This window comes from Streptomyces sp. NPDC097107 (assembly GCF_044762405.1).
Lineage (GTDB): Bacteria > Actinomycetota > Actinomycetes > Streptomycetales > Streptomycetaceae > Streptomyces > Streptomyces thinghirensis.
Window position 1 is genome coordinate 137,959 of sequence record NZ_JBIWEF010000007.1, and the last position, 20,479, is coordinate 158,437.

Below are 20,479 nucleotides of genomic sequence, written 5' to 3' on the forward strand. Positions count from 1 at the left end.
ACCTCCCTGTGTCTCCGGGATGCCGCTCAGACATCCGATGTCTTTCGACATTATGAAGGTCGGTGCGGCCCTGCGACGCGCACGCGTGAGGGCGGCGGCTCCATCGGCGCGGAGCCGCCGCCTCACGCAGCGGGTGGCCAGGTCCTACTTCTTGTCGAGCAGGTCCTGGACCTTCGCGCGGACGTCGTCCGTGGCCAGGCCGCGGATCGTCAGCGTGGTCCGCCGGCGCAGCACGTCGTCCTGCGTCTCGGCCCACTCGTTGTCCCGGGCCCACACGACCTGCGCCCAGATCTCCGGGGCGTCCGGGTGGACCCGCTCGGCCAGCTCCGGGTCGTCGTTGGCCAGGCGGGCGATGTCGAAGGCCAGCGAGCCGTAGTGGGTGGCCAGGTGCCGGGCGGTGTCCGCCGCCATGCGCGGGCCGGGTGCCGGGCCGTCCACCAGCAGCCGGTGCGCCACCGCGCGCGGGTTGGCCACGCCGGGCAGCGGCAGCTTCTTCGGCAGTGAGGCGATCGGCTCGAAGTCGTCGCCCAGCGGGTGGCCCGGCAGCGCCTCCAGCTTCTTCATCACCGTACGGCCGATGTGGCGGAAGGTGGTCCACTTGCCGCCCGCGACGGACAGCATGCCGCCCCGGCCCTCGCTGACGACCGTCTCGCGCTTGGCCTTCGCCGTGTCACCGGGACCGCCCGGCAGCACGCGCAGACCCGCGAAGGAGTACGTGATCAGGTCCCGGTCGAGCTGCTGGTCGCGGATGGAGAACGCGGCCTCGTCGAGGATCTGGGCTATGTCCTTGTCGTTGACCGCCACGTCCGCCGGGTCGCCCTCGAACTCCTCGTCGGTCGTGCCGAGCAGCAGCATGTCCTCCCAGGGGAGGGCGAAGGTGATCCGGTACTTGTCGATCGGGGTGGCCAGCGCGGCCTTCCACGGCGCGGTGCGCTTCAGTACCAGGTGCGCGCCCTTGGAGAGGCGGATGGAAGGGGCCGCGTTCGGGTCCTCCATCCGGCGCAGGTGGTCGACCCAGGGGCCGGTGGCGTTGAGCACCAGGCGGGCGCTGACCCCGAACTCGTCGCCGGTCAGCCGGTCCTTCAGCTCGGCGCCGGTCACCCGGCCCTTGGTGAAGCGCAGGCCGGTGACCTCGGCGTGGTTGAGGACGACCGCGCCCGAATCGACCGCCGCGCGGACGGTCATCAGCGCCATCCGGGCGTCGTTCATCTGGTCGTCGCCGTACACGGCCACGGCCTTGAGGTTGTCGGTGCGCAGCTCCGGCACGTCCTGCGCGGCCTTGGCCGGGGAGAGCAGGTGCCCGACGCCGTCACCGAAGGCGGACAGCGCCGAGTACGCGAAGACACCGGCCCCGAGCTTCGCCGCGCCGTGCGGCCCGCCCTTGTACACGGGGAGGTAGAAGGTGAGCGGGTTCGCCAGGTGGGGGGCCACCTGGCGGGAGACCGCACGGCGCTCGAAGTGGTTCTCCGCCACCAGCTTCACCGCGCCGGTCTGCAGGTAGCGCAGACCGCCGTGGAGCAGCTTGGAGGAGGCGGAGGAAGTGGCACCGGCGAAGTCGCCGGCGTCGACCACGGCCACCCTGAGACCGGACTGCGCGGCGTGCCAGGCGGTGGAGATGCCCAGGATGCCGCCGCCGATCACGAGAAGGTCGTACGACGCCTTGGAGAGCTGCTCCCGGGTCTCGGCCCGGCTCGGGTTCGAGCCGGAGGCCGGGTGCGTCCCCAGGGCAGGCACGGACTGCAGGGTGGACTGAGTGGTCATTGCGGTTCTTACTCCTCGTCCTCGAGCCAGCCCATGGTCCGCTCGACGGCCTTGAGCCAGCTCTTGTACTCACGGTCGCGGATCTCCGCGTCCATGCGGGGGGTCCACTCGGCGGCCCGCCGCCAGTTGGCGCGCAGGTCGTCGGTGCTGTTCCAGAAGCCGACGGCCAGGCCGGCGGCGTAGGCGGCGCCGAGGCAGGTGGTCTCGGCGACCATCGGGCGCACCACGGGGGCGTCCACGAAGTCGGCGAGGGTCTGCATCAGCAGGTTGTTGGAGGTCATGCCGCCGTCGACCTTGAGGGCGGTCAGCTCCACACCGGAGTCCTTCGTCATGGCGTCCGCGATCTCCCGCGTCTGCCAGGCGGTGGCCTCCAGGACGGCGCGCGCGAGGTGCGCCTTGGTGACGTACCGGGTGAGGCCGGCGATCACACCGCGGGCGTCGGAGCGCCAGTACGGGGCGAACAGGCCGGAGAAGGCCGGTACGAAGTAGGCACCGCCGTTGTCCCGGACCGTCAGGGCGAGGGTCTCGATCTCGGCGGCGGTGGAGATCAGGCCCATCTGGTCGCGCATCCACTGCACCAGCGAGCCGGTGACGGCGATCGAGCCCTCCAGGGCGTAGACCGTGTCCTGGTCGCCGATCTTGTAGCCGACCGTGGTCAGCAGGCCCGAGTAGGAGTTGATGAGCTTGTCACCGGTGTTCATCACCATGAAGGTGCCGGTGCCGTACGTCGACTTGGTCTCGCCCTCGGAGAAGCAGGTCTGGCCGAACAGGGCCGCCTGCTGGTCGCCGAGCGCGGAGGCGACCGGGATGCCGCCGAGCAGGTCACCCAGCCGGCCGCCCGTGATCTCGCCGTAGACCTCGGCGGAGGAGCGGATCTCCGGGAGCATCTGCGTCGGCACGCCGATCGACTCGGCGATCTTCTCGTCCCACTGCATGGTGTGCAGGTTCATCAGCATGGTGCGCGAGGCGTTGGTGACGTCGGTGACGTGCTTTCCGCCGTTCACCCCGCCGGTCAGGTTCCAGATGACCCAGGTGTCCATGGTGCCGAAGAGCAGATCGCCCGCCTCGGCGCGCTCCCGCAGACCGTCGACGTTGTCGAGCAGCCAGCGGGCCTTCGGGCCGGCGAAGTAGGAGGCCAGGGGAAGGCCGGTCTCGCGGCGGAAGCGGTCCTGGCCGACGTTGCGGCCCAGCTCCCGGCAGAGGGCGTCGGTGCGGGTGTCCTGCCAGACGATGGCGTTGTGGACGGGCTCACCGGTGTTCTTGTCCCAGACGAGGGTGGTCTCGCGCTGGTTGGTGATGCCGATGGCCTTGATGTCGTCGCGGGTGATGCCGGCCTTCTCGACCGCCCCGGCGACGACCTCCTGGACGTTGGTCCAGATCTCGGTGGCGTCGTGCTCGACCCAGCCCGGCTTGGGGAAGATCTGCTCGTGCTCCTTCTGGTCGACGGAGACGATGCGCCCGTCGCGGTCGAAGACGATGCAGCGGGAAGAGGTCGTGCCCTGGTCGATCGCGGCGATGAAGGGGCCTGCGGTGTGAGCGTCGGTCACAGTGTGCTCCTGGGTTTCCGTGGTGGTGGCCGGTGCGTACGGCGCGTGTTCTGCGGCTCGATGATGGCCGAGCGGATGCCCGCTCAGGCGAACGCGACGTTGTAGACACCTGCGGCGAGCGCACCGCCGATCAGCGGACCGGCGATCGGGACCCAGGCGTAGGACCAGTCGGAGCCGCCCTTGTTGGGCAGGGGCAGCAGGGCGTGCACGATGCGCGGGCCGAGGTCACGGGCCGGGTTGATCGCGTAGCCGGTCGGTCCGCCGAGGGACAGGCCGATCGAGACGACCACCAGCGCGGTGATCAGGCCGCCGAGGATGCCGAGGCCGTTGCCCTCGTCGTTCAGGCCCTGGGTGAGGACGGCGAGCACCAGGACGAAGGTGCCGATGATCTCGGTGGAGAGGTTCTGTACCGCGTTGCGGACCTCGGGGCCGGTGGAGAAGACGCCCAGCACGGGGCCGGCGCCCTTCTCCTGGGCCTCGACGGCCTTGGCCGTGGTGTCCTGCGCGCCCGGCCCGCCGACGATCTCGCGGTCGGTGAGGTGGGCGAGGAACTGGCCGTAGTAGGCGGCCCAGACCAGGGCCGCGCCGATCATGGCGCCGAGCATCTGCCCGGCGAAGTAGGTGGGGACGTTGCCCCACTCGCCGTCCTTGACCGCGATGCCGACCGTCACGGCGGGGTTGAGGTGGGCGCCGGAGAGCGGGCCCGAGATGTACACCGCCGTCATGACGGCGAAGCCCCAGCCGAAGGCGATGGCGAGCCAGCCGGCGTTGCGGGCCTTGGAGGCCTTGAGCGTCACGGCGGCACACACGCCGCCGCCGAGCAGGATGAGTATGGCGGTACCGATGGTCTCGCCGATGAAGATGTCGGAGCTGGACACCCGCGACTCCTTTGTCCTTCGTCCAGGGGAAGCCGAACCCCCGGGTCCCTCCGGGTGTTCCGGCGCCCTCGGTATGAGAGCGATGGCGGCCCTTGGCGTTGTCACACTCTAACGCGTATTGCCGGTAGGTGTTCGACAATGCCGACCGATGGACGCGAGTCTTGCTTCGGCGTCGCGCATGCGTCAAGAGCTCTGTAATCGAAAGCACGATCGTTATTGATCGTCCTGGGTTATCGATCTTCGGTCCGGCGCGCCCGGCGGGGAACGCGGAAGGCCGGGACGCGTTCGGCGTCCCGGCCCTCGGCTTTTCCGACTCGTGCCCGCGTGCCTAGAAGCGCCCGGCGCCCAAGTCCCGCGACACCGCGCGGGCGCAGTCCCGCACCGCCGCGACCAGCTCGGGCCGCAGCTCGCCGTCCCGGCACAGCCGCTCCACGGCCCCGTTGATACCGACCGCGCCGACCGGCATGCGCCTGCGGTCGTGGATCGGGGCGGCGATGGCGGCGATGCCCTCCCAGGTCTCCTCGACGTCGGCCGCGTAGCCACGCGCGCGCGTGATGTCCAGGATGTGCTCGAACCTGTCCGGCTCGCAGACGGTCCGGTCCGTGTACGCCCTGCGGTCGGCCTCCAGGGCCTCGCTGTGCGCGACCGGGTCGTAGGCCGACAGCACCTTGCCCAGCGCCGTGGAGTGCAGCGGCTGCATGGCCCCGATCTCCAGCACCTGCCGGCTGTCGTCGGGCCGGAAGACGTGGTGCACGATCAGGACGCCCTGCTGGTGCAGGACGCCGAGGTGGACGCTCTCACCGCTGGACCGCGCCAGGTCGTCCGCCCATACCAGGGCGCGTGCCCGCAGCTCGTGCACGTCGAGGTAGGTGGTGCCCAGGCGCAGCAGCTCGGCGCCGAGCTGATAGCGCCCGGAGGTGTCGTCCTGCTCGACGAAGCCCTCCTGCTGGAGGGTGCGCAGGATGCCGTGGGCGGTGCCCTTGGCCAGACCCAGCGACGAGGCGATGTCCGACAGGCCGAGCCGCCGCTCGCCGCCCGCGAGCAGGCGCAGCATCGCGGCCGCCCGTTCGAGCGACTGGATGTTCCGTGCCATCGACGTACTGCCTCCGTCCCCTTCGACTGCCGACCTCGGCGTCGCTGACGTCGTTCGGCAATGCCGAACACTACCGGTCGATGCCGACCTCCCGCTAATGGTCGGCGGGCAACTGTTGCACTCCGGCCACGTCCTGATGGCCCGGACCCGCGTCCCGGGCCGCCCATCAGCGGCCCGCCGACCGCGTCCGGACCGTTCCGGCCCGTCTCCGGACCGCTCCCGGAAACCTGCCCGGACTGTTCCCGGCCTGTCTGTCGGACCGCCCCCGGGCGCGTCTCCGGGCCGCTCCCGGAAACCTCCCTGGACCGTTCCAGGCCTGTCGGACCGCCCCGGGTGCGTCTCCGGACCGCCCCGAGTCCGTTCCCGGCCCGTCCCGGAGCCGGGATGTTCACCCCTTCGGCGGGCACCGTCGGCGGGCGTCCGCCCCGCCGTACTCGTCCGTCTCGTGGACGCCCCGACCATCAGCCCCCGGTCCCGGCTACCCTGGCGGCGTGCGTTCTCCCCCGGGACGTTCCCAGCGGACGGCACCGGGCAGCGCAAAGCCGACAGCCGTCGCATCCTAGGGAGCCCTTTCATGGCCTCGTCGCCGTCCACCCCGTCCGCCGACACCCGGACCCGTGCGTCCGCCCTCCGCGAGGCACTCGCCACCCGTGTGGTGGTGGCCGACGGTGCGATGGGCACCATGCTGCAGGCGCAGAACCCCTCGCTGGACGACTTCCAGCAGCTGGAGGGCTGCAACGAGGTGCTGAACCTGACGCGGCCCGACATCGTGCGTTCGGTGCACGAGGAGTACTTCGCGGCCGGCGTGGACTGCGTCGAGACGAACACCTTCGGTGCGAACCACTCGGCGCTCGGTGAGTACGACATTCCCGAGCGTGTGCACGAGCTGTCGGAGGCCGGTGCGCGGGTGGCCCGTGAGGTGGCCGACGCGTTCTTCGCGCGGGACGGCCGGCAGCGGTGGGTGCTGGGCTCCATGGGTCCGGGCACGAAGCTGCCCACCCTGGGTCATGCCCCGTACGGTGTCCTGCGCGACGCGTATCAGCGCAACGCGGAGGGTCTGGTCGCCGGCGGCGCGGACGCGCTGCTGGTGGAGACGACGCAGGACCTGCTGCAGACCAAGGCGTCGGTGCTGGGTGCCCGGCGCGCGCTGGACGCCCTGGGGCTGGACGTGCCGGTGATCTGCTCGGTGACGGTGGAGACGACCGGGACGATGCTGCTGGGCTCGGAGATCGGTGCGGCGCTGACGGCGCTGGAGCCGCTGGGTATCGACATGATCGGCCTGAACTGCGCGACGGGTCCGGCGGAGATGAGTGAGCACCTGCGCTATCTCGCCCGGCACTCGCGTGTTCCGGTCTCCTGCATGCCGAACGCCGGTCTGCCGGTGCTGGGCAAGGACGGCGCGCATTATCCGCTGACCGCGCCGGAGCTGGCGGACGCGCAGGAGACGTTCGTGCGCGAGTACGGGCTGTCCCTGGTGGGCGGCTGCTGCGGTACCACGCCCGAGCACCTGCGCCAGGTCGTGGAGCGGGTCCGCGAGAGCACGCCGACCGTCCGCGACCCGCGTCCGGAGCCGGGCGCGGCCTCGCTCTACCAGACGGTGCCGTTCCGGCAGGACACTTCCTACCTGGCGATCGGCGAGCGGACGAACGCGAACGGGTCGAAGAAGTTCCGTGAGGCGATGCTGGAGGGCCGCTGGGACGACTGCGTGGAGATGGCCCGGGACCAGATCCGTGAGGGCGCGCACATGCTGGACCTGTGTGTGGACTACGTGGGCCGTGACGGTGTGGCGGACATGGAGGAGCTGGCCGGGCGGTTCGCGACTGCCTCGACGCTGCCGGTCGTGCTGGACTCCACCGAGGTGGAGGTGCTGCGGGCGGGGCTGGAGAAGATCGGCGGCCGGGCGGTCATCAACTCGGTCAACTACGAGGACGGTGCGGGTCCCGAGTCCCGCTTCGCGAAGGTCACCCGGCTGGCGCGGGAGCACGGGGCGGCGCTGATCGCGCTGACCATCGACGAGGAGGGGCAGGCCCGCACCGCGGAGAAGAAGGTCGAGATCGCCGAACGGCTGATCGGGGACCTGACCGGCAACTGGGGCATCCACGAGTCGGACATTCTCGTCGACTGCCTGACTTTCACGATCTGTACCGGCCAGGAGGAGTCCCGCGGCGACGGTGTCGCCACCATCGAGGGTATCCGCGAGCTCAAGCGCCGCCACCCGGACGTGCAGACCACCCTCGGGCTGTCGAACATCTCCTTCGGCCTCAACCCGGCCGCCCGGATCCTGCTCAACTCCGTGTTCCTGGACGAGTGTGTGAAGGCGGGTCTGGACTCGGCGATCGTGCACGCGAGCAAGATCCTGCCGATCGCGCGGTTCGACGAGGAGCAGGTCACCACGGCTCTGGACCTGATCTACGACCGCCGCCGTGAGGGCTACGACCCGCTGCAGAAGCTCATGGCGCTGTTCGAGGGCGCCACCGCCCAGTCGCTGCGGGCTTCCAAGGCCGACGAGCTGGCCGCCCTCCCGCTGGACGAGCGTCTCAAGCGCCGCATCATCGACGGCGAGAAGAACGGCCTGGAGCGGGACCTGGACGACGCCCTGTCGGAGCGTCCGGCCCTCGACATCGTCAACGAGACCCTGCTGGACGGCATGAAGGTGGTCGGTGAGCTGTTCGGCTCCGGCCAGATGCAGCTGCCGTTCGTGCTCCAGTCCGCCGAGGTCATGAAGACCGCGGTGGCTCATCTCGAGCCGCACATGGAGAAGACGGACGACGACGGCAAGGGCACGATCGTGCTGGCCACCGTCCGCGGCGACGTCCACGACATCGGCAAGAACCTCGTCGACATCATCCTGTCCAACAACGGCTACAACGTCGTCAACCTCGGTATCAAGCAGCCGGTCTCCGCGATCCTGGAGGCGGCCGGCGAGCACCGTGCCGATGTCATCGGGATGTCCGGGCTCCTGGTCAAGTCCACGGTGATCATGAAGGAGAACCTGGAGGAGCTCAACCAGCGGGGACTGGCCGCCGACTATCCCGTCATCCTCGGCGGCGCCGCCCTCACCCGGGCCTACGTCGAACAGGACCTCCACGAGATCTACGACGGCGAGGTCCGCTACGCCCGTGACGCGTTCGAGGGCCTGCGCCTGATGGACGCCCTGATCGGCATCAAGCGCGGTGTGCCCGGCGCGAAACTGCCCGAACTGCGCCAGCGCCGGGTCCGCGCCGCCACGGTGGAGGTCGAGGAGCGTCCCGAGGAGGGCCACGTCCGCTCCGACGTCGCCACCGACAACCCGGTCCCCGCGCCGCCCTTCCGGGGCACGCGTGTCGTCAAGGGCATCCAGCTCAAGGAGTACGCGTCCTGGCTCGACGAGGGCGCCCTGTTCAAGGGCCAGTGGGGCCTCAAGCAGGCCCGGACCGGCGAGGGACCCTCCTACGAGGAACTGGTCGAGTCCGAGGGCCGGCCGCGACTGCGCGGGCTGCTGGACCGGCTCCAGACGGAGAACCTGCTGGAAGCGGCCGTCGTCTACGGCTACTTCCCCTGCGTCTCCAAGGACGACGACCTGATCGTCCTCGACGAGGCCGGCAACGAGCGCACCCGGTTCACGTTCCCGCGCCAGCGGCGCGGCCGGCGCCTGTGCCTGGCCGACTTCTTCCGCCCCGAGGAGTCCGGCGCGACCGACGTGGTCGGCTTCCAGATCGTCACCGTCGGCTCCCGGATCGGCGAGGAGACGGCCCGGATGTTCCAGGCCAACGCCTACCGCGACTACCTCGAACTGCACGGCCTGTCCGTCCAGCTCGCCGAGGCCCTCGCCGAGTACTGGCACGCCCGCGTCCGCTCCGAGCTCGGTTTCGCCGGGGAGGACCCCGCCGAGATGGAGGACATGTTCGCCCTGAAGTACCGGGGCGCCCGCTTCTCTCTCGGCTACGGCGCCTGCCCGGAGCTCGAGGACCGCGCCAAGATCGCCGACCTGCTCCAGCCGGAGCGCATCGGCGTCCACCTGTCGGAGGAGTTCCAGCTGCACCCCGAGCAGTCCACCGACGCCATCGTGATCCACCACCCGGAGGCGAAGTACTTCAACGCCCGCTGAGGCGCCGTGGGACGCCTCCGTACCGCTTCGGCGGCCACACCAGGCGTTCCTGTCCCGCACGACGTACAATGGTCGGTCCACCGCAGGCCGGTTCCCTTCGTGGGAACCGGCCTGGTCGTCCCTTCAAGGAGGTACGTGGATGACCAGTACGGTCCCCGCGCTCGGAACCCGTACGGCCGAAGGCTCCGCCCTCCAGGCAGTGCTCCTCGACATGGACGGCACCCTGGTGGACACCGAGGGCTTCTGGTGGGACGTCGAGGTCGAGGTCTTCGCCTCCCTCGGCCACACCCTCGACGACTCCTGGCGCCACGTGGTCGTCGGCGGCCCCATGAGCCGCAGCGCGGGATTCCTGATCGAGGCCACCGGAGCCGACATCACCCTCGCCGAACTCAGCGTGCTGCTCAACGACGGCTTCGAGAAGCGCATCGGCCGTACCCTGCCGCTCATGCCGGGAGCCGCCCGGCTGCTCGCGGAGCTCTCCGCTCACGAGATCCCCACCGCCCTGGTCTCCGCCTCGCACCGGCGCATCATCGACCGCGTGCTGACCTCGCTGGGGCCCCAGCACTTCGGCCTCACCGTCGCGGGCGACGAGGTGCCGCGCACCAAGCCCCACCCGGACCCGTACCTGGCCGCCGCGGCCGGGCTCGGGGTGGACCCGGCCCGATGCGCCGTCGTCGAGGACACCGCGACCGGGGTCGCCGCCGCGGAGGCCGCCGGCTGCCACGTCGTGGCCGTTCCCTCGGTCGCCCCCATCACCCCGGCCGTACGCCGCACGGTGGTCGACTCGTTGGAAGAGGTCGACCTGACATTTCTGCGCGGCCTGATGACACAAATGCGCTAGGCGTTCACCCAGCGTGCGGCGGCGTTAACGCGGCAATTCCGGGAACGTCAGCGCGAGACTACGCGGGGCGCACGGCGGGGGAATTCCGCCCTTCCGGATGGCCGAATTCAGGCACTCGCCGACAGAAGCCCCTGTGTGATGTTCGTCACGCTGTCAGGGGTCGACACGGTGGCGTAGCTGTGCTGGTTCGCGCTTGGCGAACGTTGTCGAGGCGCCCTTGTGTCCTGATTGGTGAAACCCTGCACTAATCCTTCCACTGTCGGGTTTTCGGTGTGTCCACGACCGGTTTCACTCCGTGATGAGTCCTCAACTCCGGTTGCTGCGAGCCCCCGTGCGGGCGCGGACTAATCTCGTCGAGAGAACATCGGCCACTACCCCCGTGATCCGCCGCGACACCCCTGCATGCCGGATACACGGACCGACAGCTCTGGAGAAACTCGAGCATGAACCGCAAGACTTTGGTGCTGCCGGCCGTCGTCGGCCTGCTCGCGCCGGTGCTCGCCGCCTGCGGCGGGTCCGACAGCGGCAGTGGCGGGGACGCGATCGTCGTCGGCACCACGGACCGGTTCACCGCCTCGGAGGAGGCCCCCGCGCCCTTCGACCCGGCGTACGCCTACGATGTCGGCTCCTGGAACATCCTGCGTCAGACCACGCAGACCCTGATGATCCAGCCCCGCGGCGACGGTGAACCCGTACCCGAGGCCGCCGAGGAGTGCGGATTCACCGATACCGGCAACGAGCGCTATGCCTGCACCCTGCGCGACGGCCTGAAGTTCGCCAACGGAGACGCCATCACTGCGGAGGACGTGAAGTTCTCCATCGAGCGCGCCCTGTCCATCAAGGCCGACAGCCAGGTGTACGGCCTGCTGTCGACCGTCGACACCGTCGAGACGCAGGGCGACCGCGAGGTCATCTTCCACCTCAACACCGCCGACGCAACCTTCCCGTTCAAGCTGTCGACCCCGGTCGCGGGCATCGTCAACCCGGACGACTACGAGAAGGGCAAGCTGCGCGCGGGCTTCGAGCTGACCGGCTCCGGTCCGTACACCATGAAGGCCGAGGTCAAGAACGACGAGATGATCAAGGCCGTGTTCACCAAGAACCCCGATTACAAGGGGAGTCTCAAGGTGAACAACGACAAGGTCGAGGTCGTGTCGTTCGACGATGCCGAGGCCATGGGTACCGCGCTCGACAAGGGTGACATCGACGTGATGACGCGTGCGATGACGCCGGACCAGATCCGGAAGCTCGCCAACGCCACGGACGGCGACGTCGACCTGATCGAGGTGGCCGGTCTCGAGATCCGCTACCTGGGCTTCAACACGGACGCGCCGACGGTGAAGGACAAGGCCGTCCGCAAGGCGATGGCCCAGCTCATCAACCGCAGCGCACTCGTCTCCGAGGTCTACGGCTCCCAGGCCGAGCCGCTGTACTCGATGGTCCCGGCCAGCATCACCGGTCACTCCAACTCGTTCTTCAACACGTACGGCGACCCGAGCGTGGACAAGGCCAAGGGGATGCTGGAGGACGCGGGCGTCAAGACGCCGGTGAAGCTGACCATGCACTACACGACGGACCACTACGGTGCCGCGACCAAGCAGGAGTTCGAGCAGCTGCAGAAGCAGCTGAACGACAGCGGTCTCTTCGACATCGACATCGAGGGCGCGCCCTGGGACAAGTTCCGCCCGGCGGAGCTGAAGGGCGAGTACGACGTCTTCGGCATGGGCTGGTTCCCCGACTTCCCGGACGCGGACAGCTTCATCGCGCCGTTCCTCGACAAGGACAACACCCTCAACTCGCCGTACGTGAACCAGGAGATCAGGAACACTCTGATCCCCGAGTCCCGTCGCGAGGCAGACCGGCTCTCCGCCGTGGACAGCCTCACCGAGATCCAGGACATCACCGCCGACGACGCCCCGGTGATCCCGCTGTGGCAGGGCAAGCAGTACGTCGCCGCCGGTGACGACGTCACGGGCACGGCGTACGTGCTCAACTCCTCCTCGACGCTCCAGCTGTGGGAGCTGGGCCGGGGTGTGAGCGGCTGACGTCCCGCCGGCAGGACCGAAGGGCGCCCTCTTCTCGAGAAGAAGAGGGCGCCCTTCGGGTTCCGTACGCGCCGGTGTCGCGCGTTCGGACGGGTATCGAGCGGTCTACTGCGCGCCGGGGCGGACCAGGCCGCTCTCGTACGCGTACACCGCGGCCTGCACCCGGTCACGCAGACCCAGCTTGGTCAGCACATGACCCACGTGTGTCTTCACGGTGGTCTCGCTGACGAAGAGGTCGGCGGCGATCTCCGCGTTGGACAGACCGCGGGCCACCAGCTTCAGCACCTCCACCTCACGCTCGGTCAGCGTGTGCAGCGCATCCGGCACCGGTTCGTCGCCGGAGGGCAGGTGGGTGGCGTACTTGTCGAGCAGCCGCCTGGTGATGCTCGGCGCGAGCATCGCCTCGCCGCTCGCCACCACGCGGATCGCCTGCACCAGTTCGTTGGCCGGGGCGTCCTTCAGCAGGAAACCGCTGGCGCCCGCCTTCAGCGCCTCCACGACGTACTCGTCGAGGTCGAAGGTGGTCAGCACCAGCACCTTCGCCGGGCCGTCCCGCTCGGGCCCGGTGATCTGGCGGGTCGCTTCCACACCGTCCATCCGCGGCATGCGGATGTCCATCAGCACCACGTCGGGCTGCAGGGCCCGCACCTGGTCGAGTGCTTGGAGGCCGTCTCCGGCCTCGCCGACGACCGCGATGTCCTGCTCGGCCTCGAGAATCATCCGGAAGCCGGTGCGCAGCAGCGGCTGGTCGTCGACCAGTAGGACGCGGATGGCCACGTAAGTCTCCTTCGCTAGTCCGGCCCCATTCTGCCCTGCTCGGTGCGGCCGGCGTCGGCCGCCCTCACCGGCAGCGGGTAGGGCGGGGGAGTGCCGCCGAACTCCGGGCAGTGCGCCTGGTGATCGCACCAGCCGCACAGCTTCGTGGGGCGCGGCCGCCAGTCGCCCGTCTCGGTCGCCAGCCGGATGGCCTCCCACAGCACCAGCAGCTTGCGCTCGACCCGCTCCAGATCGGCGAGGACCGGGTCGTACGTGAGCACGTCGCCGCTGCCGAGATAGACGAGTTGGAGGCGGCGCGGGACGACCTTTCTCAGCCGCCACACCACCAGCGCGTAGAACTTCATCTGGAACAGCGCGCCCTCCGCGTACTGCGGCCGGGGCGCCTTGCCCGTCTTGTAGTCGACGATCCGCACCTCGCCGGTGGGCGCCACGTCGACCCGGTCGATGATGCCGCGCAGGCGCAGCCCGGACTCCAGCTCGGCCTCGACGAACAGCTCGCGCTCGGCGGGCTCCAGCCGGCTCGGGTCCTCCAGGGCGAACCAGCGCTCCACGAGCTGTTCCGCCTCGCCGAGCCACCGAGCCAGCCGCTCGCCCTCCGGGTCGTCCGCGAACAGCTCCTCCACCTCCGGCCTGCTCTCCCGCAGCCGGTCCCACTGGCCCGGGACCAGCGCCTTCGCCTGCGGTGCCGTGCGCTCGGCCGCCGGGGCGTCGAAGAGCCGCTCGAGCACCGCGTGCACCAGGGTGCCCCTCGTCGCCGCCTCGCTCGGCTTCTCCGGCAGGCGGTCGATGACCCGGAACCGGTACAGCAACGGGCACTGCATGAAGTCGCCGGCCCGGGAGGGCGAGAGCGAGGCCGGCGCTATGGCCACAGGCACGGGTGAGGGGACGGCGGCCGCCGCCGGGTCCACCGTCGCGTCTCCGTGGTCCGCCACCGTCGCCGCCGGTCGGGCGGGTCCGCCGGCGTCCTCCGCGACATCCTCGATGCTCGTCTCCATGCCCACAGACCTTACGGCCCGCCACTGACAGTGACCCAGCCGACGGCCGTGACCCGTGCGGCGGAAGGGAAGCACAGGGGTGCCGGGGCGGGACGGGCCGCGACGGACGCATACCATCGACATGAGACCCTCTCGCCCGGCAGGCGCGGGAGACGCTTCGAACGAGGGGACACCGTGGACGTGAGCGGCGGGAGCGGGCAGCCGCGGTCCGGCAACGACGAGTCGGCCGAGCCCCAGGCAGGGCCCACGGCCCCGGCCGCCGCGTCCAAGCAGCCGGATCCCGCGGACTCCGGCCCGCCCGAGCAGACGCCTGGCCGTCCGTCGCCGGGACCCGAGTCGCCGGCTCCTGAGGCGCCGGGCCGTCCGTCGCCGGGTCCCGAGACCCTGCGGAAGAACACCGCGGGAGCCTCCGCGCGGAGCGAGCCCGCGCGGAGCGAGCCCGCACCGAATACCCCGCAGGACCCCGCCCCGGACTCGGACTCGCAGCACTCATCCCGCGAGGGCGACCCCGTCGGCTCCGCGCGGCGCCCGGCGCCCGAGCACGCCGGCGCGGGCGACGCGCAGGGCGGGCAGGCCCCCGGCGGGGACGGCGCCGGCCGGCCGTCCACCGAGCCGTCCGTGAGCGGCGCGGGCACCGAGGGCCGCCGGCCCGACCCGTCCTCCGGCGGTGACCGCCCCGCCCCCGCGACGGGCACCGAGGGCCGCCGGCCCGACCCGTCCTCCGGCGGTGACCGCCCCGCCCACGCGCCCACGGGGCCCGATCGCGACGGTCGCGAGGCCCACAGCCAGGTCGGTCCCGGTCCCGGCCGGCCCCCGCAGCGGAAGCCGGAGCCCGGGGGCGGGCTGCTGATGGGCAGGCCCTTCGGCGTACCCGTGTACGTCGCGCCGAGCTGGTTCCTGGTCGCCGCCCTGATCACCTGGGTGTTCGGCGGTCAGCTCGACCGCGTGCTGCCCGAGCTGGGCGCCGCCCGCTATCTGGTCTCCCTCTTCTTCGCGGTCGCCTTCTACGCCTCCGTCCTCGTCCACGAGCTGGCCCACACCGTCGCCGCCCTCCGCTTCAAGCTCCCGGTCCGCCGCATCCAGCTCCAGTTCTTCGGCGGCGTCTCCGAGATCGAGAAGGAGGCCGAGACGCCCGGCCGCGAGTTCGTGCTGGCCTTCGTCGGCCCCCTGCTCTCCCTCGTCCTCGCCGGCGTCTTCTACGCCGCCCTGCTGCCCGTCGAGCCCGACAGCGTCCCCGGTGTCCTGCTGGCCGGCCTGATGGTCTCCAACCTCCTCGTGGCCGCCTTCAATCTGCTGCCCGGCCTTCCTCTCGACGGCGGCCGGATGCTCCGCGCCGTGGTCTGGAAGATCACCGGCAAGCCGATGCACGGCACGATCGCCGCCGCCTGGGTCGGCCGGGCCCTCGCCATCGCCGTGCTGGTCGGCCTGCCGCTGCTCACCCAGTCCCTCGGTTCCCGCGCCGCGGACGACGTCGGCATGGACACCGTCCTGGACGCCCTGCTCGCCGCGATCCTCGCCGCGATCATCTGGACCGGCGCCGGGAACAGCCTGCGCATGGCCCGCCTGCGCGAACACCTCCCGGAGCTGCGCGCCCGTGCCCTCACCAGGCGTGCCGTCCCCGTCCCGGCGGGCACCCCGTTGTCCGAGGCGCTGCGCCGCGCCAACGCCTCCGGGGCCCGCGCCCTGGTCGTCGTCGACGGCGACGGCACCCCCGTCTCGCTGGTCCGCGAGGCCGCCATCGTCGGCGTACCCGAGCACCGGCGCCCCTGGGTACCGGTCAGCACCCTCGCCCAGGACCTCACCGACGGCATGCGCCTGTCGGCCGAACTGTCCGGCGAGGAACTCCTGGACGCCCTGCGCGCCAACCCGGCCACCGAGTACCTGGTGGTCGAGGAGACCGGCGAGATCTACGGCGTGCTGTCCGCAGCCGACGTCGAGCGGGCCTTCGTCAAGGCGATGGCCCGCCCCTCCTGACCACCGGCCCTGACCACCGGCCCTGACCACCGGCCCTGACCACCGGCCCTGACCACCGGCTCCGACCACCAACCCGACCCCCGGCCCTGGTCACCGGCGTGGTCGGCGGCCCCGCCGGGGACCGGTAGGCTGGTCACATGTCCGAACCGACCGGTGCCGCCCGCAGGCGCGGGCCCTTCAAGGTCGGGGACCAGGTTCAGCTGACCGACCCCAAGGGCCGCCACTACACGTTCACGCTCGAGGCCGGGAAGAACTTCCACACCCACAAGGGTTCCTTCCCCCACGACGAACTGATCGGTGCTCCCGAGGGCAGCGTTGTCCGCACCACCGGGAACGTCGCCTACCTCGCGCTGCGCCCCCTGCTCCCCGACTACGTCCTGTCCATGCCCCGCGGGGCAGCCGTCGTCTACCCGAAGGACGCGGGGCAGATCCTCGCCTTCGCCGACATCTTCCCCGGCGCACGCGTCGTTGAGGCCGGTGTGGGCTCCGGCTCCCTCAGCAGCTTCCTGCTGCGCGCCATCGGCGACCAGGGCATGCTGCACTCCTACGAGCGCCGCGAGGACTTCGCCGAGATCGCCCGGCAGAACGTGGAGCGTTACTTCGGCGGCCCGCACCCCGCCTGGCAGCTCACCGTCGGCGACCTCCAGGACAACCTGTCCGACACCGACGTCGACCGCGTCATCCTCGACATGCTCGCCCCCTGGGAGTGCCTGGACGTCGTCAAGAAGGCGCTCGTGCCCGGCGGCATCCTGTGCTGCTACGTCGCGACGACGACCCAGCTCGCCCGGACCGTCGAGTCCATCCGCGAGATCGGCTGCTTCAACGAGCCGACCTCCTGGGAGACGATGATCCGCAACTGGCACGTCGAGGGCCTGGCCGTCCGCCCGGACCACCGGATGATCGGCCACACCGGCTTCCTGCTGACCGCCCGCCGCCTCGCGGACGGCGTCGAGCCGCCCATGCGCCGCCGTCGCCCCGCCAAGGGTGCCTACGGCGAGGACTACGACGGCCCCAACGCCGGCGGAGGCTCCGGCCGCTGAGGCGGCCCGTGCCGCGATCAACGTACAGGCGCCGTGGCGGAGTTCCCGAGACCCTTCGGGAAGTCCACCACGGCGCTTTCGCGTTGACCGGCCCGCGGCTGGACCGGGCCCCGCGGCCGAACCTGGAGACGCGGCGCGGAACGGCGCAGCCTGGCCGAGTACCCACCCCGCCGTTCCCCCGCACTGTGACGTGTGGCACGATGCTGGCCACCCCCCGCCGGCACAGCCCTCACAGGAGACACTCCTCGTGCAGCACCCCGCCGTTCCGGATCTGTCACACACCCACGCCCGCCCGATCCACTGGGTCGCCACCGCCACGGCCCTCGCCGGCGTGGTGGCCCTCTCCTCGGTCCTTCAGCCCGACGCCGCGACGGCGGCGCAGACCGCCGCCCCCCAGACGAAGAACGCCCCGGCGCACGGCACCCCGCCGGATCCGGCGGCCGTCGGCTTTCCCCTGGAGTGCGGTCCGGTCAAAGCAGTCGTGCAGAAGAAGGCGTCCGGCGACATCGACGGCGACGGCCGGCCCGAGACGGTGGCCGTCGTGCACTGCGACGCGCCCATGGGAACCCCGCCCGACGGGGTGTACGTCATCACGCGGGACGCGGACGGTGGCAGGCCCCGCGTCGTGGCCACCCTCGTGAACCCCCGGGACCGCCGGACGGTCACCGACTTCGCGGTGCGCGACGGCGCCGTCCACGCCACGCTTCTCGGCTACTCGACGGCCGACGTGCCCAGTTGCTGCCCCGACGTCACGGAGGACGTGAAGTGGCAGTGGGAGAACGGTGCGTTCGTCCGCGACACGCCGTCCCAGTCGCGGGCCGTGTGACCGCGGCCCTGCGACGGGTGGTGTGACACATCAGACAGCGGTCACGGAGCGTGCAGATTGGGTCACGGTTCGGTCACTCTGCGTCCGGACCGTAGACCTCGGCCCTGTCCGAAACGCGACGTACGTGGATGCACTCGCCCGGACACTCCTTCGCGGAGTCGACCACGTCCGTGAGGAGCGGCAACGGCACGGGCGTTGTCGCTCCAGCGGCCTGCAGAAGCTCCTCGTCGGCGCCCTTGACGTACGCCAGACCGTCGATGTCCAGCTCGAACACCTCGGGCGCGTACTGGGCGCAGATGCCGTCGCCGGTACACAGGTCCTGATCGATCCAGACCTCCAGTGCCTCGCCGTCGACTCCGGCCTCCTGCTGCACGGTCATCTCTCCTGCCGTTTCCTGCGCCGAGCCGTTCGGGAATCCGGCCAGCTCTGACGGGTGTTGAACGCTTCGACCCTACCTCCGGCTGGGTTCCACTCACGTTCCGTGGGTATTCCCCTGGCGTGAGGGAGAGCGCAAGGGTGAAGATCGGACACACCCCGACAGTCTTTGTGATCTAGGGGTTTCAATCGACACCCACCCAGGTAGGGTCTGGAAGCGTCCAGCTCCCCTTGGAGGAGGTGAGGACCGTGGCAGCCCACGACGACGACATGAACCGCGGCATCCGCCCGGGACGCGGGTCCGAGGACCCGGCCGGGCAGGTGGCCTACCTTGAGCAGGAGATCGCCGTCCTGCGACGCAAGCTCGCCGAATCTCCGCGGCACACGAGAATTCTCGAAGAGCGGATTGTCGAGCTGCAGACCAACCTGGCCGGCGTGTCCGCCCAGAACGAACGACTCGCCGGAACACTCCGCGAGGCCCGCGACCAGATCGTGGCCCTCAAGGAAGAGGTCGACCGGCTGGCCCAGCCACCGGCGGGCTTCGGTGTCTTCCTGCAGGCGAACGAGGACAGCACCGCAGACATCTTCACCGGCGGCCGCAAGCTACGGGTGAACGTCAGCCCGAGCGTCGAACTCGACGAGCTCAGGCGCGGCCAGGAAGTGATGCTCAACGAAGCTCTCAACGTGGTCGAGGCCATGGAGTACGAGAGCGTCGGTGACATCGTCACCCTCAAGGAGATCCTCGAGGACGGCGAGCGAGCCCTGGTGCTCGGGCACACCGACGAGGAGCGGGTGGTGCGCCTCGCGGAGCCGTTGCGCGGGATCAACATCCGTCCCGGCGACGCACTCCTGCTCGAACCCCGCTCCGGTTATGTCTACGAGGTCGTTCCCAAGAGCGAGGTCGAGGAACTCGTCCTCGAAGAGGTTCCCGACATCGGTTACGAGCAGATCGGTGGCCTCGGCGGACAGATCGAGGCCATCCGCGACGCGGTCGAGCTCCCCTATCTCTACCCGGACCTGTTCCGGGAGCACGAGCTGCGTCCGCCCAAGGGCGTCCTGCTCTACGGGCCTCCCGGATGCGGCAAGACGCTCATCGCCAAGGCGGTCGCCAATTCGCTGGCCAAGAAGGTCGCCGAGGTGACCGGCCAGGCCGCGGGCAAGAGCTTCTTCCTCAACATCAAGGGTCCCGAGCTGCTCAACAAGTACGTGGGTGAGACCGAGCGGCAGATCCGTCTGGTCTTCCAGCGGGCCCGCGAGAAGGCCAGCGAGGGCACGCCCGTCATCGTCTTCTTCGACGAGATGGAGTCCCTCTTCCGTACCCGTGGCTCCGGTGTCAGCTCGGACGTGGAGAACACCATCGTCCCGCAGTTGCTCGCCGAGATCGACGGTGTGGAGGGCCTGCAGAACGTGGTCGTGATCGGTGCCTCCAACCGTGAGGACATGATCGACCCCGCCATCCTGCGGCCCGGCCGGCTCGACGTGAAGATCAAGATCGAGCGTCCGGACGCCGAGGCGGCCAAGGACATCTTCGGCAAGTACCTCACCGAGCGCCTCCCGCTCCACGTGGACGACCTCACGGAGCACGAGAAGGACAGGGCGGCCACCGTCCAGAGCATGATCCAGACCGCGGTGGAACAGATGTACGCCGAATCCGAGGAGAACCGCTTCCTGGAGGTCACCTACGCCAACGGCGACAAGGAAGTCCTCTACTTCAAGGACTTCAATTCCGGCGCCATGATCGAGAACATCGTGGGCCGCGCCAAGAAGATGGCGATCAAGGACTTCCTGGAAGCGAACCAGAAGGGCCTTCGCGTCTCCCACCTCCTCCAGGCCTGCGTGGACGAGTTCAAGGAGAACGAGGACCTGCCCAACACCACCAACCCGGACGACTGGGCCCGGATCTCCGGAAAGAAGGGCGAGCGGATCGTTTACATCCGTACGCTCGTCACCGGAAAGCAGGGCGCGGACACCGGACGCTCCATCGACACGGTGGCGAACACCGGTCAGTACCTGTAAAAGGCGGGGCGGCTGCGGGTGCCCTCAGCGGGTACCCGCAGCCGACTGTTTTCCGGAGCCCCGACTGGAGCAAGGCAATGCCGCAAATGATCTCCCCACCAGCGCAAAGGCGTTCTAGGCTCTTCCGTACCGCCGAGTCGCGCAGTGCGGGGACGGGCACCGCACACGCATCGGAGCGCCAGCGGTACTTGAGCGGCGCCCACGACGGGCGCCGCCGGGCAAGG

14 protein-coding genes are annotated in these 20,479 nt (G+C 70.2%); 7 read left to right on the top strand and 7 right to left on the bottom strand.

The genetic code is table 11. The annotated features are described in order from the left end of the window. Positions 1-144 precede the first annotated feature (144 nt). The 4 genes from ACIQ1J_RS18395 to ACIQ1J_RS18410 form a co-directional block, all read right to left on the bottom strand. Positions 145-1,761 carry an FAD-dependent oxidoreductase gene (locus tag ACIQ1J_RS18395; RefSeq protein WP_403557825.1) on the bottom strand — a complete coding sequence of 539 codons (1,617 nt, stop codon included), beginning with the start codon at positions 1,759-1,761 and terminating at the stop codon, positions 145-147. An 8-nt stretch (positions 1,762-1,769) separates the two neighbouring features. Then, positions 1,770-3,308: a glycerol kinase GlpK gene (gene glpK / locus ACIQ1J_RS18400; RefSeq protein WP_403557827.1), complete on the bottom strand. Its 1,539-nt coding sequence runs from the start codon at positions 3,306-3,308 to the stop codon at positions 1,770-1,772. Positions 3,309-3,391: 83 nt separating this feature from the next. Next, positions 3,392-4,186 (bottom strand): MIP/aquaporin family protein, encoded by a 795-nt coding sequence (locus ACIQ1J_RS18405; protein ID WP_121746039.1) that lies wholly within the window; start codon positions 4,184-4,186, stop codon positions 3,392-3,394. Between the two features lie 328 nt (positions 4,187-4,514). Further along, entirely contained in the window at positions 4,515-5,279 is a 765-nt protein-coding gene (locus ACIQ1J_RS18410; protein WP_403557829.1) for an IclR family transcriptional regulator, read from the bottom strand. A 574-nt stretch (positions 5,280-5,853) separates the two neighbouring features. Between ACIQ1J_RS18410 and metH the strand changes: the two genes are divergently transcribed. The 3 genes from metH to ACIQ1J_RS18425 all read left to right on the top strand — a co-directional run bounded on the left by metH (position 5,854) and on the right by ACIQ1J_RS18425 (position 12,252). After that, complete coding sequence (gene metH / locus ACIQ1J_RS18415; protein ID WP_403557831.1) at positions 5,854-9,366, top strand: methionine synthase; 3,513 nt, start codon at positions 5,854-5,856, stop codon at positions 9,364-9,366. A 139-nt stretch (positions 9,367-9,505) separates the two neighbouring features. After that, a complete protein-coding gene (locus tag ACIQ1J_RS18420; RefSeq protein ID WP_386322421.1) occupies positions 9,506-10,207 on the top strand; it encodes an HAD family hydrolase in 702 nt (233 codons plus the stop codon). A gap of 443 nt (positions 10,208-10,650) precedes the next feature. After that, positions 10,651-12,252, top strand: a complete 1,602-nt coding sequence (locus ACIQ1J_RS18425; RefSeq protein ID WP_403557833.1) for an ABC transporter substrate-binding protein — start codon at positions 10,651-10,653, stop codon at positions 12,250-12,252. A gap of 105 nt (positions 12,253-12,357) precedes the next feature. On the opposite strand, the gene ACIQ1J_RS18430 is transcribed toward ACIQ1J_RS18425, so the two are convergent. Continuing rightward, a complete protein-coding gene (locus ACIQ1J_RS18430) occupies positions 12,358-13,029 on the bottom strand; it encodes a response regulator transcription factor (RefSeq protein ID WP_121746033.1) in 672 nt (223 codons plus the stop codon). Between the two features lie 14 nt (positions 13,030-13,043). Continuing rightward, positions 13,044-14,024 (bottom strand): RecB family exonuclease, encoded by a 981-nt coding sequence (locus ACIQ1J_RS18435; RefSeq protein WP_403557836.1) that lies wholly within the window; start codon positions 14,022-14,024, stop codon positions 13,044-13,046. A gap of 174 nt (positions 14,025-14,198) precedes the next feature. Here ACIQ1J_RS18435 and ACIQ1J_RS18440 point away from each other — a divergent pair, with 174 nt between their 5' ends. The 3 genes from ACIQ1J_RS18440 (at position 14,199) to ACIQ1J_RS18450 (ending at position 17,864) form a co-directional block, all read left to right on the top strand. After that, entirely contained in the window at positions 14,199-15,998 is a 1,800-nt protein-coding gene (locus tag ACIQ1J_RS18440; protein WP_403557838.1) for a site-2 protease family protein, read from the top strand. A gap of 137 nt (positions 15,999-16,135) precedes the next feature. Next, complete coding sequence (locus tag ACIQ1J_RS18445) at positions 16,136-17,038, top strand: tRNA (adenine-N1)-methyltransferase (RefSeq protein WP_403557840.1); 903 nt, start codon at positions 16,136-16,138, stop codon at positions 17,036-17,038. Between the two features lie 247 nt (positions 17,039-17,285). Continuing rightward, entirely contained in the window at positions 17,286-17,864 is a 579-nt protein-coding gene (locus ACIQ1J_RS18450; RefSeq protein ID WP_403557842.1) for a hypothetical protein, read from the top strand. A 73-nt stretch (positions 17,865-17,937) separates the two neighbouring features. Here the strand turns inward: ACIQ1J_RS18450 and ACIQ1J_RS18455 are convergent, their stop codons facing one another. Then, complete coding sequence (locus tag ACIQ1J_RS18455; protein ID WP_210961747.1) at positions 17,938-18,243, bottom strand: ferredoxin; 306 nt, start codon at positions 18,241-18,243, stop codon at positions 17,938-17,940. Positions 18,244-18,488: 245 nt separating this feature from the next. Between ACIQ1J_RS18455 and arc the strand changes: the two genes are divergently transcribed. Continuing rightward, positions 18,489-20,255 (top strand): proteasome ATPase, encoded by a 1,767-nt coding sequence (gene arc / locus ACIQ1J_RS18460; protein ID WP_210961746.1) that lies wholly within the window; start codon positions 18,489-18,491, stop codon positions 20,253-20,255. Positions 20,256-20,479: the final 224 nt, after the last annotated feature.

What these genes read in the sequence shown, in the direction of transcription:
- ACIQ1J_RS18395 (WP_403557825.1), bottom strand. Translation starts at nt 1,761, where the DNA reads ATGACCACTCAGTCCACCCTGCAGTCCGTGCCTGCCCTGGGGACGCAC.
- ACIQ1J_RS18410 (WP_403557829.1), bottom strand. Translation starts at nt 5,279, where the DNA reads ATGGCACGGAACATCCAGTCGCTCGAACGGGCGGCCGCGATGCTGCGC.
- metH (WP_403557831.1), top strand. Translation starts at nt 5,854, where the DNA reads ATGGCCTCGTCGCCGTCCACCCCGTCCGCCGACACCCGGACCCGTGCG.
- ACIQ1J_RS18420 (WP_386322421.1), top strand. Translation starts at nt 9,506, where the DNA reads ATGACCAGTACGGTCCCCGCGCTCGGAACCCGTACGGCCGAAGGCTCC.
- ACIQ1J_RS18425 (WP_403557833.1), top strand. Translation starts at nt 10,651, where the DNA reads ATGAACCGCAAGACTTTGGTGCTGCCGGCCGTCGTCGGCCTGCTCGCG.
- ACIQ1J_RS18435 (WP_403557836.1), bottom strand. Translation starts at nt 14,024, where the DNA reads ATGGAGACGAGCATCGAGGATGTCGCGGAGGACGCCGGCGGACCCGCC.
- ACIQ1J_RS18445 (WP_403557840.1), top strand. Translation starts at nt 16,136, where the DNA reads ATGTCCGAACCGACCGGTGCCGCCCGCAGGCGCGGGCCCTTCAAGGTC.
- ACIQ1J_RS18455 (WP_210961747.1), bottom strand. Translation starts at nt 18,243, where the DNA reads ATGACCGTGCAGCAGGAGGCCGGAGTCGACGGCGAGGCACTGGAGGTC.